This is a genomic window from Tsukamurella sp. 1534 (assembly GCF_000312385.1).
Taxonomy (GTDB): Bacteria; Actinomycetota; Actinomycetes; order Mycobacteriales; family Mycobacteriaceae; genus Tsukamurella.
This window is the reverse complement of sequence record NZ_HE997627.1, coordinates 612664-627771: the sequence shown is the minus strand read 5'-3', so window position 1 is coordinate 627771 and position 15108 is coordinate 612664. Positions and strand designations below refer to the sequence as shown.

The 15108-nt window shown below is 72.0% G+C and carries 16 protein-coding genes; 12 read left to right on the top strand and 4 right to left on the bottom strand.

Annotated elements, in window-relative coordinates:
- Nucleotides 1–79: 79 nt before the first annotated feature.
- From BN39_RS23540 to BN39_RS15390, 3 genes are all read left to right on the top strand, one after another.
- Nucleotides 80–235, top strand: a complete 156-nt coding sequence (locus tag BN39_RS23540) for a hypothetical protein (RefSeq protein ID WP_019203324.1) — start codon at nucleotides 80–82, stop codon at nucleotides 233–235.
- A 67-nt stretch (nucleotides 236–302) separates the two neighbouring features.
- A complete protein-coding gene (gene miaB, locus BN39_RS15395; RefSeq protein WP_256378492.1) occupies nucleotides 303–1835 on the top strand; it encodes a tRNA (N6-isopentenyl adenosine(37)-C2)-methylthiotransferase MiaB in 1533 nt (510 codons plus the stop codon).
- A gap of 69 nt (nucleotides 1836–1904) precedes the next feature.
- Nucleotides 1905–2534: a hypothetical protein gene (locus BN39_RS15390; RefSeq protein ID WP_192814870.1), complete on the top strand. Its 630-nt coding sequence runs from the start codon at nucleotides 1905–1907 to the stop codon at nucleotides 2532–2534.
- A 3-nt stretch (nucleotides 2535–2537) separates the two neighbouring features.
- Here the strand turns inward: BN39_RS15390 and BN39_RS15385 are convergent, their stop codons facing one another.
- Nucleotides 2538–3377: an AAA family ATPase gene (locus tag BN39_RS15385; protein WP_019203321.1), complete on the bottom strand. Its 840-nt coding sequence runs from the start codon at nucleotides 3375–3377 to the stop codon at nucleotides 2538–2540.
- A gap of 18 nt (nucleotides 3378–3395) precedes the next feature.
- The gene (locus BN39_RS15380; RefSeq protein ID WP_019203320.1) at nucleotides 3396–4763 is read right to left on the bottom strand and encodes a DUF349 domain-containing protein; all 1368 of its coding nucleotides are present in this window, start codon (nucleotides 4761–4763) and stop codon (nucleotides 3396–3398) included.
- 143 nt (nucleotides 4764–4906) lie between these two features.
- On the opposite strand from BN39_RS15380, the gene BN39_RS15375 reads away from it, so the two are divergent.
- From BN39_RS15375 to BN39_RS15355, 5 genes are all read left to right on the top strand, one after another.
- Complete coding sequence (locus BN39_RS15375) at nucleotides 4907–5548, top strand: hypothetical protein (protein WP_019203319.1); 642 nt, start codon at nucleotides 4907–4909, stop codon at nucleotides 5546–5548.
- 2 nt (nucleotides 5549–5550) lie between these two features.
- Nucleotides 5551–6513, top strand: a complete 963-nt coding sequence (gene miaA / locus BN39_RS15370; RefSeq protein WP_040768461.1) for a tRNA (adenosine(37)-N6)-dimethylallyltransferase MiaA — start codon at nucleotides 5551–5553, stop codon at nucleotides 6511–6513.
- A gap of 10 nt (nucleotides 6514–6523) precedes the next feature.
- On the top strand, nucleotides 6524–7435 hold the full coding sequence (dapF, locus tag BN39_RS15365; RefSeq protein ID WP_019203317.1) for a diaminopimelate epimerase: 912 nt from the start codon (nucleotides 6524–6526) through the stop codon (nucleotides 7433–7435).
- Nucleotides 7436–7497: 62 nt separating this feature from the next.
- Complete coding sequence (gene hflX, locus BN39_RS15360) at nucleotides 7498–8937, top strand: GTPase HflX (protein WP_019203316.1); 1440 nt, start codon at nucleotides 7498–7500, stop codon at nucleotides 8935–8937.
- Nucleotides 8934–9587: a DUF1345 domain-containing protein gene (locus BN39_RS15355; RefSeq protein ID WP_019203315.1), complete on the top strand. Its 654-nt coding sequence runs from the start codon at nucleotides 8934–8936 to the stop codon at nucleotides 9585–9587. Before hflX ends, BN39_RS15355 begins: the two co-directional genes overlap by 4 nt.
- A 44-nt stretch (nucleotides 9588–9631) precedes the next feature.
- On the opposite strand, the gene BN39_RS15350 is transcribed toward BN39_RS15355, so the two are convergent.
- Nucleotides 9632–10216, bottom strand: a complete 585-nt coding sequence (locus BN39_RS15350; RefSeq protein ID WP_019203314.1) for a QsdR family transcriptional regulator — start codon at nucleotides 10214–10216, stop codon at nucleotides 9632–9634.
- Between the two features lie 71 nt (nucleotides 10217–10287).
- On the opposite strand from BN39_RS15350, the gene BN39_RS15345 reads away from it, so the two are divergent.
- Nucleotides 10288–11520, top strand: coding sequence for an acyl-CoA dehydrogenase family protein (locus BN39_RS15345; protein ID WP_019203313.1), 1233 nt, complete (start codon nucleotides 10288–10290; stop codon nucleotides 11518–11520).
- A complete protein-coding gene (locus BN39_RS15340) occupies nucleotides 11521–12669 on the top strand; it encodes an acyl-CoA dehydrogenase family protein (protein WP_019203312.1) in 1149 nt (382 codons plus the stop codon).
- Nucleotides 12670–12778: 109 nt separating this feature from the next.
- Here BN39_RS15340 and lexA read toward each other — a convergent pair whose 3' ends face one another.
- A complete protein-coding gene (lexA, locus tag BN39_RS15335; RefSeq protein WP_019203311.1) occupies nucleotides 12779–13489 on the bottom strand; it encodes a transcriptional repressor LexA in 711 nt (236 codons plus the stop codon).
- Between the two features lie 256 nt (nucleotides 13490–13745).
- Between lexA and BN39_RS22345 the strand changes: the two genes are divergently transcribed.
- Together BN39_RS22345 and nrdR are read left to right on the top strand one after the other, a co-directional pair.
- A complete protein-coding gene (locus tag BN39_RS22345; protein ID WP_019203310.1) occupies nucleotides 13746–14387 on the top strand; it encodes a LysM peptidoglycan-binding domain-containing protein in 642 nt (213 codons plus the stop codon).
- A 223-nt stretch (nucleotides 14388–14610) separates the two neighbouring features.
- Nucleotides 14611–15081 carry a transcriptional regulator NrdR gene (gene nrdR, locus BN39_RS15325; RefSeq protein WP_040768454.1) on the top strand — a complete coding sequence of 157 codons (471 nt, stop codon included), beginning with the start codon at nucleotides 14611–14613 and terminating at the stop codon, nucleotides 15079–15081.
- Nucleotides 15082–15108 lie beyond the last annotated feature (27 nt).

Sequence of the window (15108 nt, the reverse complement as noted above, 5' to 3'; positions counted from 1 at the left end):
GCGGTATTGGTAGGCAGAAAATCTGCGCGACCCCGCATCCGGTGCGAGGATCGAGCGGACTGATCACCAGGAGGCGCGCATGACCGACCACGACGACCCCTCCGCCCTCGACGAGACCGCGGCGCAGGCGAAGGCGGAGGCGCAGCAGGCGCAGATCGACGCGCAGGCCGCGGTCGGTGCCGAGTTCGATCCGGAGTCCGCCACCGAGCTCGAGGAGCTCGAGAGCGAGGAATAGCGGGGCGTCGGCCCGCGCCCACGCCCGTCGAACTGGGACGATTTGCTCCCGTCGATATCCTGGTGTGGTGATCGATCCCGCCCCCGACGGCCGCGAAGAAGGCCGCCCCGACGCCCGCACGTACGAGGTACGCACGTACGGGTGCCAGATGAACGTGCACGATTCCGAGCGCCTGTCCGGCCTCCTCGAGGACGCCGGCTACGTGCGGGCGGACGGCGGCGAGCAGGCCGACCTGGTGGTGTTCAACACCTGCGCGGTGCGGGAGAACGCGGACAACAAGCTGTACGGCAACCTCAGCCACCTCGCGCCGATCAAGCGCGAGCGCCCCGGCATGCAGATCGCCGTCGGCGGCTGCCTCGCCCAGAAGGACAAGGGCACCGTCGTCAAGAAGGCCCCGTGGGTCGACGTGGTGTTCGGTACCCACAACATCGGCTCGCTGCCCACGCTGCTCGAGCGCGCCCGGCACAACGAGGAGGCCGAGGTCGAGATCAAGGAGGCGCTCGACGCCTTCCCGTCGACGCTGCCCGCCCGCCGGGAGAGCGCCTACGCCGGCTGGGTGTCCATCTCCGTGGGCTGCAACAACACCTGCACCTTCTGCATCGTGCCCAGCCTCCGCGGCAAGGAGGTCGACCGTCGCCCGGGCGACATCCTGTCCGAGGTGCAGGCCCTCGTCGACCAGGGCGTCTCCGAGGTCACGCTGCTCGGCCAGAACGTCAACGCCTACGGCGTCAACTTCGCCGACCCCGACCTCCCACGGAATCGCGGCGCGTTCGCCGACCTGCTCCGCGCCTGCGGCCGCATCGAGGGACTGGAGCGGGTCCGGTTCACCAGCCCGCACCCGGCGGAGTTCACCGACGACGTGATCGACGCGATGGCCGAGACGCCGAACATCTGCCCGCAGCTGCACATGCCGCTCCAGTCGGGCTCCGACAAGGTGCTCAAGGACATGCGACGCAGCTACCGCAGCACCAAGTTCCTGGGCATCCTCGACAAGGTCCGCGAGCGCATCCCGCACGCCGCGATCACCACCGACATCATCGTCGGTTTCCCGGGGGAGACCGAGGAGGACTTCCAGGCCACCCTCGACGTGGTCGAGAAGGCCCGGTTCAGCTCCGCGTTCACCTTCCAGTACTCGATCCGTCCGGGCACGCCCGCGGCGGACCTCCCGGACCAACTGCCGAAGGCGGTCGTGCAGAAGCGGTACATGCGGCTGATCGAACTCCAGGAGCGGATCACGCTGGAGGAGAACCGGAAGCAGGTCGGGCGCACCGTCGAGCTCCTGGTCGCGCTGGGGGAGGGCCGAAAGGACTCCGAGACCAAGCGGATGTCGGGCCGCGCCCGCGACGGCCGCCTCGTGCACTTCGCGGGCCGCGAGGACATCCGCCCCGGCGACGTGGTCGAGGTGGAGATCACCGGTGCGGCGCCGCACCACCTGGTCGCCGACGGGGGCGTGCTCGCGCACCGCCGCACCCGGGCGGGCGACAACGTCGAGGCCCGGATCACCCCCGTCACCGCGCCGGTGGGCGTGGGCCTGGGGCTCCCGGCGATCGGCCGGCCCCCGGCCGCGGCGGCGCCGGCGACGGGCTGTTCCACCTGCTGAACCGACCGTGGGCCCCTCTACGACACCCTGTAGGAGACCTCGGGTCCCCGGGGGAGGACAATGGACACCATGAACGCCGACAGCAACGATCCCCGCGGCCCCGAGGAGCTCGACGACCTGCGGTCCGAGGTGGAGTCCGCCGAGCGGAAGCTGGCGGGCGAATTCCAGGTGGGTCCGCGGATCCTGGTGGCCGCCGTCGCCGTGCTCGTGGTGATCGGCTCCCTCGCGCTGCCGCACACCGGCACCCTGACGGGACTGGAGATCCTGTTGGGGGACCAGCACGCCGATGGGGGCTCGCTCGTGATCGTGTCGAAGGTGTTCGTGTGGCTCGAGCTGCTGTTCGGCGTCCTCGCGTCCGGCGCCGCGCTGCTGACCCGCCGTTGGGCCGTCTCGGTGATCGCCGGCGCCGGCTCCGGCGTCGCCGTCGTGTTCGGCCTGCTGTCGGTGTGGTCGCGGCAGACCCCGGGACTGCACGGCGAGCCCCCCACGGGCGTCGGCGCGGGCCTGCTCCTCGGCTGGGCGGCCATGATCGTCCTGGCCGTCGTGTGGATCAAGACCATCTGGGCGCGCACGCCGTACCAGCTCGCCGCCGAGCAGGAGCGACGCGACGCCGCCCGCGACTGGGAGAAGTTCACCAGGGACAACAGCATCGGCCACCGTCCGCCGCCGCGCCCGCAGCGCCCCACCGACGGCGTCTGACGTTCAGTCCTCGCCGTTGATCCGGCGCCGCAGTCTCCGGATCAGGTCCCTCTCGTCCCCGGGTTCGACGGTGCGCGGAGCCGGCCCGGGCTCCGGCGCGGGCGCGACGAGCTCGTCCAGGTAGCCGCCGGGGTGGTCCAGGAAGCGGCGCCAGTGCCCGACCACCGCCAGGTCGTCCCAGCGCGCGTCCGCGGGCCCGTCGGGACGCATCTCCAGGATCTGCGCGCCGGGCACCGCGGTGAGGATCGGGGAGTGCGTGGCGCAGACGATCTGCGAGCCGCTGTCGCGGAGCCGCCCGAGCAGGGCGACGAGCCGCAGGCAGGACTGGAACGAGAGCGCCGACTCCGGCTCGTCGAGGACGTAGAACCCCGGCTCGGTCAGCATGGCGTCGAAGATGCCGAAGAAGCCCTCGCCGTGGCTCTGCGTGTTGACGTCGTCGGCCCAATAGCCGGGCCACCCGGCGAAGCGGGCGTTCATCTCGAGTACGGTCTCCGCACGCAGGAAGAAGCCCTGCCGCCCGAGCCGCGGACCGCGGCGCATGGCGAGCCCGCGGTGCGTCAGCTCGAGGCGCAGCGCGTCGCCGAGGGGCGTCTTCTCGGTATCGAGGTTGCCGCCGGGGACGGAGGCCCGCCCGCCGCGGGCGTCCAGTCCGAACCTCTCGGCGACGGCTTCGACCAGCGTCGACTTGCCGGACCCGTTCTCACCGACGACGAACGTCAGTGGCGCCGTGAGGCGGATCGGCGTGCCGGCGAGGACCGGCCGTAGCGCGGGCACCTCGCGCACCCAGCCGGGCAGCTCCGCCGCCGCATCGGCCGAGACGGTGATCCGCTCGACGAAGGGCATCGGGGAATACGCTGCGCGTCAGCGGTTCTCGACGGCGTTCTCGGCGGCGTCGGCCCACTCGCGCCACTGCTGGGCCTGCTCGCGCAGCCGGGTGGCGTCCTTGGTCTTGCCGGCCTTCTCCGCCTTGTCGGCCTGCTCCTCGAACTGCGCGACGCGGTCGCGGAACTGCGCGGCGCGGGCGGTGGCCTCGGGGTCGGTGCGGCGCCACTGGGTGTCGTCGGCCGACTTGATCTTCTTCTCCAGCGCGCGGATCCCGGCCTCGAGGGAGCCCATCTGCTCGCGCGGGACCTTGCCGATCGCCTCCCACTTGTCCTGAAGCTCGCGCAGCGCCGCCTTCTGGGCACCGAGGTTCTGCGAGGACTCGATCCGCGGCCGGTACTCGTCGAGGAGGGCCTGCTTCGCCTTGCCGTTCTCGGCGAACTCGGCGTCCCGCTCGTGCGCGGCCGCGTTGCGGGCGGCGAAGAACTCGTCCTGGATGCCCTTGAACCGCGCCCACAGCGCGTCGTCGGAGTCGCGCGGGGCGCGCCCGGCGGCCTTCCACTTGGCCAGCAGGTCACGGAACTTGGCGGAGGTCTCGCCCCACGTCGTGTCGTTCTTGAGCTTCTCGGCCTGCTCGATCAGCTCTTCCTTGCGGGCCTTCGCGCCGGCGCGCTCGCGGTCGAGCTCGGCGAAGTGCGCGCCGCGGCGCTTGTTGAAGGCGTCCCGGGCCTTGGAGTACCGCTTCCACAGCGCGTCGTCGGTCTTGCGGTCGACGCCCTTGATCGTCTTCCACTCCTCGAGGAGGGCCCGCATGCGGTCGCCCGCGGCCTTCCACTGGGTGGATTCGGCGGCGATCTGCTCCGCCTCGGCCGCGAGTGCCTCCTTGCGGGCGATGCCCTCGGCGCGGCCCTTCTCGCGGTCCGCCTGCGCGGTGACGATCGCGGTGTCGGCGCCCGTCAGCAGCGCCCCGACGCGGGACGCGAGCGCGTCCAGGTCGCCCACCACGGCGGCGGTCGGGAGGGCGTCGGCGATGTGCTGCGCGGCCGAACGCACCTTCTTGGGGTCGCTGGTGCCGCTCGCGAGCCGCTCCTCGAGCACCTCGACCTCGGTGGCCAACTCGTCGTACTTGCGGCCGTAATGCGCCAGCCCCTCGGCGGATTCGCCCGCCTGCCAGGACCCGACGGCGCGTTCGCCGCCGGAGGTGATCACGTACACGGTGCCGTCGTCGTCGACCCGGCCGTGCTTCGTCGGGTCGGAGGCCGGGCGGGCCGCCGGCGGCACCACGGCCGCGGCCGGCGGGCGGGGGACCGCGGGCCGGGGCCCCGGATGCGGCTTGGGGCCGGGATGCGGCTTGGGGCCGGGGTGCGGCTTCGGAGCGCTCGGCTCGGTCGCGTCGTTGTCGGCCACGGTGTTCCCCTTCGTCTGCGCCGCGCGTCACGGCTGCCGGTCGTCGTGGATCGACGTCCGGTGTGGATTTCCGGACGTCGACCCGATGAGGACCATTGAATCACTCTGCGGCCTCCCCGGCGCGATCGATTAGCGTTCTTCTCATGCATCCGTCTACGCCCGGACGCGGCCCCGGAGCGGGCCCGGCCATCGTCGTGCCCGGCGCGCCGCTGCTCGTTCCCGAGCTGGTGGGCGCCCCCGGTGATCCGGACGCGGACGCCGTGCGCGCCGCCGCGCTGGCCGCGGCGCGGTGGCTCGGTGACCGGGCGCCGTCCTGGCGTGTCGTCGCCGCCGAGCCGTTGACCAGGCCGGACGGCGCCGGAACGCTGCTGGGCTTCGGCGCCGATGTCCTCGTCACGGCCGCGCCGGGCGGACCGTCGGGTGATGCCCCGCCGGCCGCCGATTGGCCGCTGCCCCTGCTCATCGCCGCCTGGTTGCGGGGGAGCGGCGCACCGTCGGCACGGATCGTCGGCCCCACGGATCCGGCCGAGGGCCCGATCGGCACCGTGTTCGTGCTCGACGGCCCCAACACCCTGACCGCCCGCGCTCCCGGCGGACATCACCCGCAGGACGCGGCGATCTTCGACGCCCAGTGCGCCGCCGTGTGCGCGGGCGGGCCCCGGGGCGGACTCGATCCCGGTTGGACGGCGGCGGCCGAGGCCTTCGACGGTGCGCCCGTGCGGACCCTGTACCGCGGCGCGCCGTTCGGGGTGGGCTACCTGGTGGCGACCGGGGGCCGCGCGTGACGGTGGCACCGGGCCCCGCCGGATCCGTGCGCCCCGTCGCCGTCGTGGGGCCCACCGCGACCGGCAAGTCGGATCTCGCGCTCGACCTCGCGGAGCGGCTCGGCGGCGAGATCGTCAACGTCGACGCGATGCAGATGTACCGCGGCATGGACATCGGCACCGCCAAGCTGCCGGTCGCCGAGCGGCGGGGGATCGCGCACCACCAACTCGACGTGCTCGACGTGACGGAGACCGCCACCGTCGCGACGTATCAGGAGCGGGCCCGCCGCGACGTGGAGCGGCTGCTCGCCGCGGGCCGCACGCCCGTGATCGTCGGCGGATCGATGATGTACTACCAGGCCCTGCTCGACGAGTGGAGCTTCCCCGCCACCGATCCGGAGGTGCGCGAGCGGTTCGAGCGCAGGCTCGAGGAGATCGGCCCGCTCGCCCTGCACCGCGAGCTCGCCGGGCTCGACCCCGCCGCGGGCGCCAAGATCCTGCCCAGCGACGGTCGCCGCATCGTCCGGGCCCTGGAGGTCGTGACCATCACCGGCGAGCCGTTCGCCGCATCCGCGCCCGAGATCGGGCCGGCGCGCTGGGACACGGCGGTCGTCGCGGTGGACCGGGACACCGCGGCGCTCGACGAGCGGATCGCACTGCGCACCCGCCTCATGTTCGAGCACGGCCTCGTCGACGAGGTCCGCGGGCTGGAGGAACGGGGTCTGCGCGAGGGCGTCACCGCGTCGCGGGCGATCGGCTACGCGCAGGTGCTGGCCGCACTCGACGGGGAGTACGACCTGGACCGCGCGCAGGAACTCACCTTCGTCGGCACCCGCCGGTACGTGCGGCGCCAGCGGTCCTGGTTCCGGCGGGACCCGCGCGTCGTCTGGCTCGACGGCGCCGGCGCGGGCCTGCTCGACGAGGCCCTCGCCGCGCACGCCGCCCCGCCGTGGCGCCCCTCCGGCGGCGGTACCGACCGCCCGTAGACTCGGCACCATGACAGGCGACGCAGCTTCGTCCCGCCCGGGCGCACCGCTCCCGGGGCGGGCCGTCGACTTCCTCAAGGGCCACGGCACCGAGAACGACTTCGTGATCCTGCCGGACCCGGGCGTCGACATCGACCTCACGCCGGGCCTGGTGGCGGCGCTGTGCGACCGCCGCGCCGGGATCGGCGCCGACGGGGTGCTCCGCGTGGCTCGCACCGGCGATCTGCTCGATGCGGGCGTGCTCGACGGCCTGCCCGAGGGCGTGGACCGCGGGGACTGGTTCATGGACTACCGCAACTCCGACGGCTCGATCGCCGAGATGTGCGGCAACGGCGTCCGCGTGTTCGCGCACTTCCTCGCCTCGTCGGGCCTGGTGCCCGAGGGCGGGTTCACCGTCGGCTCGCGGGCGGGCGGCCGCCCCGTCACCGTGCACCACGCGGACCCGGACACCGCCGACGTCACCGTCGAGATGGGGCCAGCGCGGGTGTTCGGCAGCTCCTCGGCGGGCGTCGACGGGCGCGACCTGGCCGGCATCGCCGTCGACGTGGGTAACCCGCACCTCGCGTGCGTCGTGCCCGGGCTCACCGTCGAATCCCTCGCCGAGCTCGACGTGAAGAGCGCCCCCACCTTCGATCACGGGCTGTTCCCGAACGGCACGAACGTCGAGGTCCTGACCCCGCTCGCGGACGGCGGCGTGCATATGCGGGTGCACGAGCGCGGTTCGGGCGAGACCCGATCCTGCGGCACCGGCACCGTGGCCGCCGCGGTGGCGGCCCTGCGCGCCGACGGGCGCGAGGGCGGCGTCGTCGACGTGCACGTTCCGGGCGGCACCGTCACCGTCACCGTCGGGCCCGACGGTACGCGGCTGCGCGGCCCCAGCCGGATCGTCGCGACCGGCACCGCGCGGGTGGACGCCCGCTGAGCTTCCGCCCTGCGAAAACTCGGGTGACCGGGGCGTCCGCGACGTGCGAGAATGGTTCTCGTATGACACAGACAGAAACCTGGGAGCCCGCCGAGTGGGCAGAGCCCACCGTCGGAGAACTCCAACTACGGGAGCGCACGTCGCTCCGCCGCGTCGCCGGTCTGTCGACCGAGCTCGACGATGTCACCGAGGTCGAATACCGCCGGCTCCGCCTGGAGCAGGTGGTGCTGGTAGGCGTGTGGACCGAGGGGTCCGCCGCGCAGGCCGATTCGTCCCTCGCCGAACTCAAGGCGCTCGCGGAGACCGCGGGCTCCGTGGTCCTCGACGGCGTGATCCAGCGCCGTGACCGGCCGGACCCGGCCACCTACATCGGCTCGGGCAAGGCCCACGAGCTGCGCGAGGTGGTGCTCGCGACCGGCGCCGACACCGTGATCTGCGACGGCGAGCTCACGCCCGCCCAGCTCAACGCCCTGGAGAAGGTGGTGAAGGTCAAGGTCATCGACCGCACCGCCCTGATCCTCGACATCTTCGCCCAGCACGCCACCTCGCGCGAGGGCAAGGCGCAGGTCACCCTGGCACAGATGGAGTACATGCTGCCCCGGCTGCGCGGCTGGGGCGAGGCGCTGTCCCGGCAGGCCGGTGGTCGCGCCGGCAGCAACGGCGGCGTGGGCCTGCGCGGTCCCGGTGAGACCAAGATCGAGACCGACCGGCGCCGCATCCGCGAGCGGATGGCCAAGCTGCGCCGCGAGATCAAGGGCATGAAGCAGGCCCGCGACACCAAGCGCGGCGCCCGGCGCCGCTCGGGCGTCCCGTCGATCGCGATCGCCGGGTACACCAACGCGGGCAAGTCCAGCCTGCTCAACGCGATCACCGACGCGGGCGTGCTGGTGCAGGACGCGCTGTTCGCGACGCTCGACCCCACCACCCGGCACGGCACGCTCACCGACGGCCGCGACGTCGTGCTCACGGACACCGTGGGTTTCGTGCGGCACCTGCCCACGCAGTTGGTCGAGGCCTTCCGCTCCACGCTGGAGGAGGTCGTCGACGCCGACCTGCTGCTGCACGTCGTGGACGGCAGCGACCCGATGCCGCAGCGCCAGATCGACGCGGTGCGCCAGGTGCTGCGCGAGGTGGCGGGGGAGCGCGAGGCCGCGTTGCCGCGGGAACTGCTGGTGGTCAACAAGACCGACGCCGCGGATCCGGTGGTCCTCGCGCAGTTGCGAGTTGCGCTGCCGGAGGCGGTGTTCGTCTCGGCGCACACCCGCGACGGGATCGACGAGTTGCTGCGGCGGATGACCGACCTGATCACGGCCGGCGACGTCGAGGTGACCGCGCTGCTGCCGTACGACCGCGGTGACCTGTTGGCGCGCATCCACGCCGAGGGCACGGTGGTCTCGGCGGAGCACGAGGCCGACGGGACGCGGCTCACCGCCCGGGTGCCCGGTGCGCTGGCGGGTCTGCTGTCGCGGTTCGAGGAGAACGCGCGCACAATCGACGGATGACCCGACCCGCTTCGAGCCCGCCGCTGTCCGTCGGCACCCGCGCGACCGTCTCACTCGTCGCCGGGGTGATCGCCACGGCGATCGTCGGCGGCCTCTCTGCGGTGTCGCTCGCGGTGCTCGTGGGCATCGGCGCCGCGGCCGCGGTGTGGGTGGCCGCGGGGTGGTTGGTGCTGTGGCCGCTGGACGCCGAGTCCACGAAACACACCGTGCGGCGGGAGAACTTCCGGCCCGGTGTCGCGGAGTTCGTGGTCGCCGTGATCGCGCTGAGCGGGCTGGTGGCGATCGTGGTGCTGCTCGTGGCGGGCCGGACCGACAACAAGGACGCGGCGGCCGGCGCCGCGCTGTTCGCCGCGTTCGCGGTGTGGGGGTCGCTGCACCTGACGTACGCCACCCGGTACGCGGAGCAGTTCTACGGCGACGAGGGCGACGATCCGGGCGGCATCGACTTCAACGGCGACGATCCGCCCGCGTACCGGGACTTCTTCTACTTCAGCTACAACCTGGGCATGACGTACCAGGTGTCGGACACCTCGGTGTCGTCGCCCGCGATCCGCAGTGTGGTGCTGCGGCACTGCCTGCTCTCCTACGTGTTCGGCACCCTGATCCTGGCCACGGCGATCAACCTGGTGGTCGGGATCGTCTCCGGCTGAACGGTTTCCGCGCCCGACGGTGCGCCGCCTCGCTGCGGAGCGTGTCAGCGGGCCGAGGTCTCGGCGCCGAGGAGGAGGAGCTCCACCACCGGGGTGGCCTTCCCGGGCTGCGGCGGCGTGCCGATCAGCATGTCCGACCAGAGGAACGATTCCGCGAGCCGGACGATCGCGTAGGCGAGATCGGCGCGGGAGACGCCGCGCACGTCGCCGTCCGGCGGCACGTCGATGGCGTGGAGCCAGCCGTCCACCCAGTCGATGAGCCGCGCCTGCACGACGCTGCGGCCGGACTGCAGCACCCGCATGGCGAATTCGGGCTCGTCGGCGGCGAACCGGGCCAACGGGGGATAGCTGCGGACCTCGTGCGCGAGACGTTCGAACGCGCGGAGGAACGCGGCGCGGTCGCGTACCGGCTCGTCGGCCTGCACCCGCTCGATCGCCTGCGCGATGCCGAGCCAGATCGCCTCGCCCACGACGTGCTCCCGGCTGCCGAACCAGCGGTACACGGTGGCCCGGCCCACGCCCTGCGCGGCGGCGAGTTGCCCCAGATCGACGCGTCGTCCCTCGCGGAACCAGTCCGCGGCGCAGCGGATCAGCGCCTGCTGGTTGGCAGATCGATCGGGATGAGACATAATCCTATTTTGTCTCGCTGATGCGAGGGTGTCAAAGCCGGTCACGGTCGGAGCCCATCAAGGAGTGGCGCATGGATGTGAAGTTCTCCGCGGAGGAAGAGGCCTTCCGCGACGAGGTGCGCGAATTCCTCGATTCGCACCTCACCGACGACCTGCGGGCCGCCGGGAACCTGGCCACGAGCGTGTACTCGGACCACGAGGCCAGCCTGCAGTGGCAGGCGATCCTGCACGAGCGCGGCTGGGCCGCGCCGGCGTGGCCCGTGGAGTACGGGGGCCAGGACTGGTCCGTCGCGCAGCACTACATCTTCTCCCGCGAATCCGTGGTGGCGGGCGCTCCGTTCCTCTCGCCCATGGGCATCCGCATGGTGGCCCACGCGATCATCCGCTTCGGCACCGAGGAGCAGAAGAAGTTCTTCCTCCCCGGCATCCTCGACGCCTCGGTCTTCTTCTGCCAGGGCTACTCCGAGCCGGAATCCGGATCCGACCTCGCGTCGCTGCAGATGCGCGCGGAGCCCGACGGTGACGACTTCCTGCTCAGCGGCTCGAAGATCTGGACCACCCATGCGCGAGAGGCGAACTGGATGTTCGCGCTGGTGCGCACGTCCAAGCAGGAGCGCAAACAGCAGGGCATCACGTTCATCCTGCTGGATATGACGGTGCCGGGCATCGAGATCCAGCCGCTGGTCATGGCCTCGGGCGAGGAGGTGCAGAACGTCGTCTTCTTCGACAACGTCCGCGTGCCGCGGGCGAACGTCCTCGGCGAGGTCGACCAGGGATGGACCGTCGCGAAGTACCTGCTCGAATTCGAGCGGGGCGGCGGCGCGGCCGCGCCGTGGCTGCAGGTGTCCCTCGACCGTCTCGCCGAGCAGGCGCACGGCGTGCCCGGGCGCGGCGGCCTGCCCCTCGCGGAGGACCCCGACTTCCGCCTCGGCCTCGCCGAGTTGCGTGCGCGGGTGGACGTGCTGGAGATCCTCGAGCACCGCTCGCTCGCGGTGCTCGCGGCCGGCGGTAACCCGGGCACCGCATCGTCGATGCTGAAGATCCTGGGCACTGAACTGAGCCAGGCGATCACCGAGTTCATCCACAAGAGTGCGGGGCCGCGGGGCCGGGTCTACCAGCCGCACGTGACCCGGCCCGGCGGTCCGGTGGTGGAGTACACACCGCCCGCCGACGGTGCGCACAGCGGCGACCTCTGGCAGGCCGTCGCCCCGCTGCGCTACTTCAACGACCGGGCCGGCTCGATCTATGCCGGCTCCAACGAGATCCAACGGAACATCCTGGCGAAGGCGGCATTGGGGCTGTAGATGGACTTCACACTCACGCACGAACAGACACTGCTGCGGGACTCGGTCACCGCCTACCTGGCCGGCCGCTACCCGTTGCTCGAATCCCGGCAGGCCGCGCGGTCCGCCGCGGGCTGGCAGCCCGCGGTCTGGGAGGCGTTCGCGTCCGATCTCGGAATCCTCGCCGCGACCCTGCCCGAATCGGTCGGCGGCCTCGGCGGCGGCGCCGAGGAGACGATGGTCATCAGCGAGGCGCTCGGCGGCGCGCTCGTCGTGGAGCCGTACCTCGGCACCGCCGTGGTCGGCGCCGGGCTGCTCACCCGCTCGGGCGGCGGGAACGCCGACGCGGTCGCCGAGAGGATCGCCGAGGGCGCCGCGCGGATCGCGTTCGCGCTCACCGAGCCCGGCTCCGGGCGAGAGCCCTGGGACGTGCAGCTCACCGCGACGGCGGACGGCGACGGCTACCGGCTCTCCGGCGCCAAGACCGTGGTGGCCGACCTGTCGCTGGCCACCCACCTCGTGGTGGCGGCACGGACGTCCGGGGAGCGGCTCGATCGCGGAGGCCTGTCGCTGTTCCTGCTGGAGTTCGACCCGCAGGCCCCGCCCACCGGCGTCGAGGCGCACTACTTTCGCACCATCGACGACCACCACACCGGTGATCTCGTGTTCACCGATGTGCGGCTCCCCGCGAGCGCGCTGCTCGGCGCCGAGGGCGGCGCGTGGGAGGTCATCGAGCCCGTGCTGGACGCCGCGGTGGCGGCGCAGTGCGCGGAGGCCGTCGGGATCATGCGGCGTGTGGTGACGGACACGGTGGAGTACGCCAAGCAGCGCAAGCAGTTCGGCGTCCCGATCGGCTCCTTCCAGGCGCTGCAGCACCGGATGGTGGACATGTCGCTCGAGTTGGAGCAGGCGGTGGCGGCCACCTACCTCGCCGTGCTCAATCAGGACGCCGAGCCCCGGCAGCGGCGCCGCGCCGTCTCCGCCGCGAAGATCACCGTCGCCCGGGCCGCGCGGTTCATCGGCCAGAACGCCGTCCAGCTGCACGGCGGCATGGGCCTCACGGAGGAGCTCGCGATCGGTCACTGCTTCAAGCGGCTCACCGCGATCGAGACGGAGTTCGGTTCCGCCGTCGACCACCTACACCGCTACGCCGAGGCCACCGCGGGCTGACCATCGACCTGTCGAACGGCGAACGCTCGGTCTCCTGAGGGTACGAGGCCGAAGACGGACTCGTACCTCCGGGAAACCGAGCGTTCGCGGACGGCGGGGGCGGAACGCTCTAGATCCGGCGCATGACGGTGACGACCTTGCCCAGGATCACCGCGTCGTTGCCGTGGATCGGATCGAACGCGGGGTTGTGCGGCATGAGCCACACATCCTTGCCGGTGCGGCGGAACGTCTTGACCGTGGCCTCGCCGTCGAGCATCGCGGCCACGATGTCGCCGTTGTCGGCGACCGACTGCTGACGCACCACCACCCAGTCGCCGTCGCAGATGGCGGCGTCGGTCATGGACTCGCCGATCACTTTGAGCAGGAAGAGCGAGCCCTCGCCGACCAGCTCCCGGGGAAGCGGGAAGATCTCCTCCACCGCCTCCTCCGCGAGGATCGGCCCTCCGGCGGCGATCCGGCCCAGGACGGGGACGAAGGCCGGATCGGGCATGCGCTCCTCGTCCTCCATGACCTTCTGGATCACCTGGGCGGTGCGCTCCTCGGCGCCCTGCACGTTCACTGCGCGCGGGCGATTCGGATCGCGGTGGAGGAAGCCGAGGCGTTCGAGCGTGCGGAGCTGGTGCGCGACTGACGACGTGGAGGTGAGCCCCACCTCGTCGCCGATCTCGCGGATGCTCGGCGGGTAGCCGCGGTCCCGAACGGACCGGCGGATCACCTCCAGCACCTGCTTCTGCCGCCGCGTGAGGTGATCCTCGGAGACGTTGCCCTGCGCGTCGCGAAAGCGCTTGTCCCTGTGTTGAATCTGCCGGTCTTCAGTCATGTGCCGCTCCTCACGCCCGTCTTGGTTGAACTCCACTGTAGTCCAGGTTCGAACCGCTGACAAACATTTGTTCGAGAAATTCGACCGCGTGTCTTCCGCTGATGCCGGGGGTGTGATAGAACTCGAACAGAGGTTCTTTCGAACACCTGCACGCCTACTGGTGTGACTGGTGGGGCTGGATTGAAAACTTGTCAGTCCCCTCCGATAGACCGGTAGGCAACAGCGGAGAAGCCGCGACCGAATCGAAGGAGAGACCATGACTGCGATCATCGATCGGGATGTCATCACCGCAGCGCAGGGCGCAGCCGGCGGCGTCGCCGGTGCGGACCGCCGCGCCACTCCGTCGCCGCACCGCCGGGGTGCCGCGCGGGCGCGGGGCGTGTCGCCGCGGCTGTCCCGCGCACGGGCGGCGGAGGGTGCCGCAGGATCGATCACGGTATCGAACGCCGTCACCGAGGGCGCCGTTCGAACGGCGACCGGCCCGGTGCGCGTCACCGGGGCACGCGGCGCCTCCACGCGTTCCGTCGAACGGATCCGCGTTCGGCCGGCGGCCCGCCGGATGCCGCGCGGCGCCTCCCGCGTGGACGGATGCGCCAGGCGGTCGCCGCGCGTCACCTTCGCGGCCTGCCTGGTGGCCGCCGCAGGCGCCTTCCTCGGCGTCGTGCTCCTGTTCGGCGGTGCGCCGCAGGAGGCGCAGGCGTCGGACGGTGCGGCCGCGCAGCGCGCCGGCCTCACCACGATGGTGACCGTCCGCGAGGGGCAGAGCCTCGAGCAGATCGCCCATGAGGTGGCGCCGGAGCGCGCCACCGCCACCGTCGCCGCCGAGATCGCGGAGATCAACGGCCTGCAGGACGGGCGGATCCGCCCGGGCCAGACCCTCGTCACCCCGCGGTCCTGAACGCGGCATCGGCAACGGAGATCGGAAGGAACGGCAGATGACCACGAAGACGGCGATCGCGAATTCCCGGCGAGGCGGACGGGTGGTGCACCTCGACAACGTGGTGCCGCTGGCACGGCGAGTATCCTCGAAGGCAACAACGCGGGGAGCGCATGTGGCCGGTGCCACGATCTTGCAGCTGCCCTGCCGACCGGCCGAGCGCAGCCGCGCGGGAGGTGAACCGATGCATTGTCCGTTCTGCAAGAACGAGGACACGCGAGTGGTGGATTCGCGCGTGTTCGACGACGGGCAGGGCATCCGCCGCCGCCGATCCTGCAACGAGTGCGGCCGCCGGTTCACGACGGTCGAGAGCGCGGTCATGGCGGTGGTCAAGCGCAACGGCGTCACCGAGCCCTTCAGCCGCGAGAAGGTCATGAAGGGCGTGCGCCGCGCGTGCCAGGGCAGGGATGTCGCGGAGGACGACCTGCACAAGCTGGCGCAGCAGGTGGAGGACGCCGTGCGCGCCATGGGCATCGCCGAGGTGCCCGCCAACGAGGTGGGCCTCGCCATCCTCGGCCCGCTGCGGGACCTGGACGAGGTGGCCTACCTGAGGTTCGCCTCCGTCTACCAGGGATTCACGTCGATCGAGGACTTCGAGGCCGCGATCCGCGAGCTGCGCAAGCGCGCCGCGGCGGACCCGACCGACGCGGCATGACGGTCGCGGCCCGGCCCGTGCGGACGG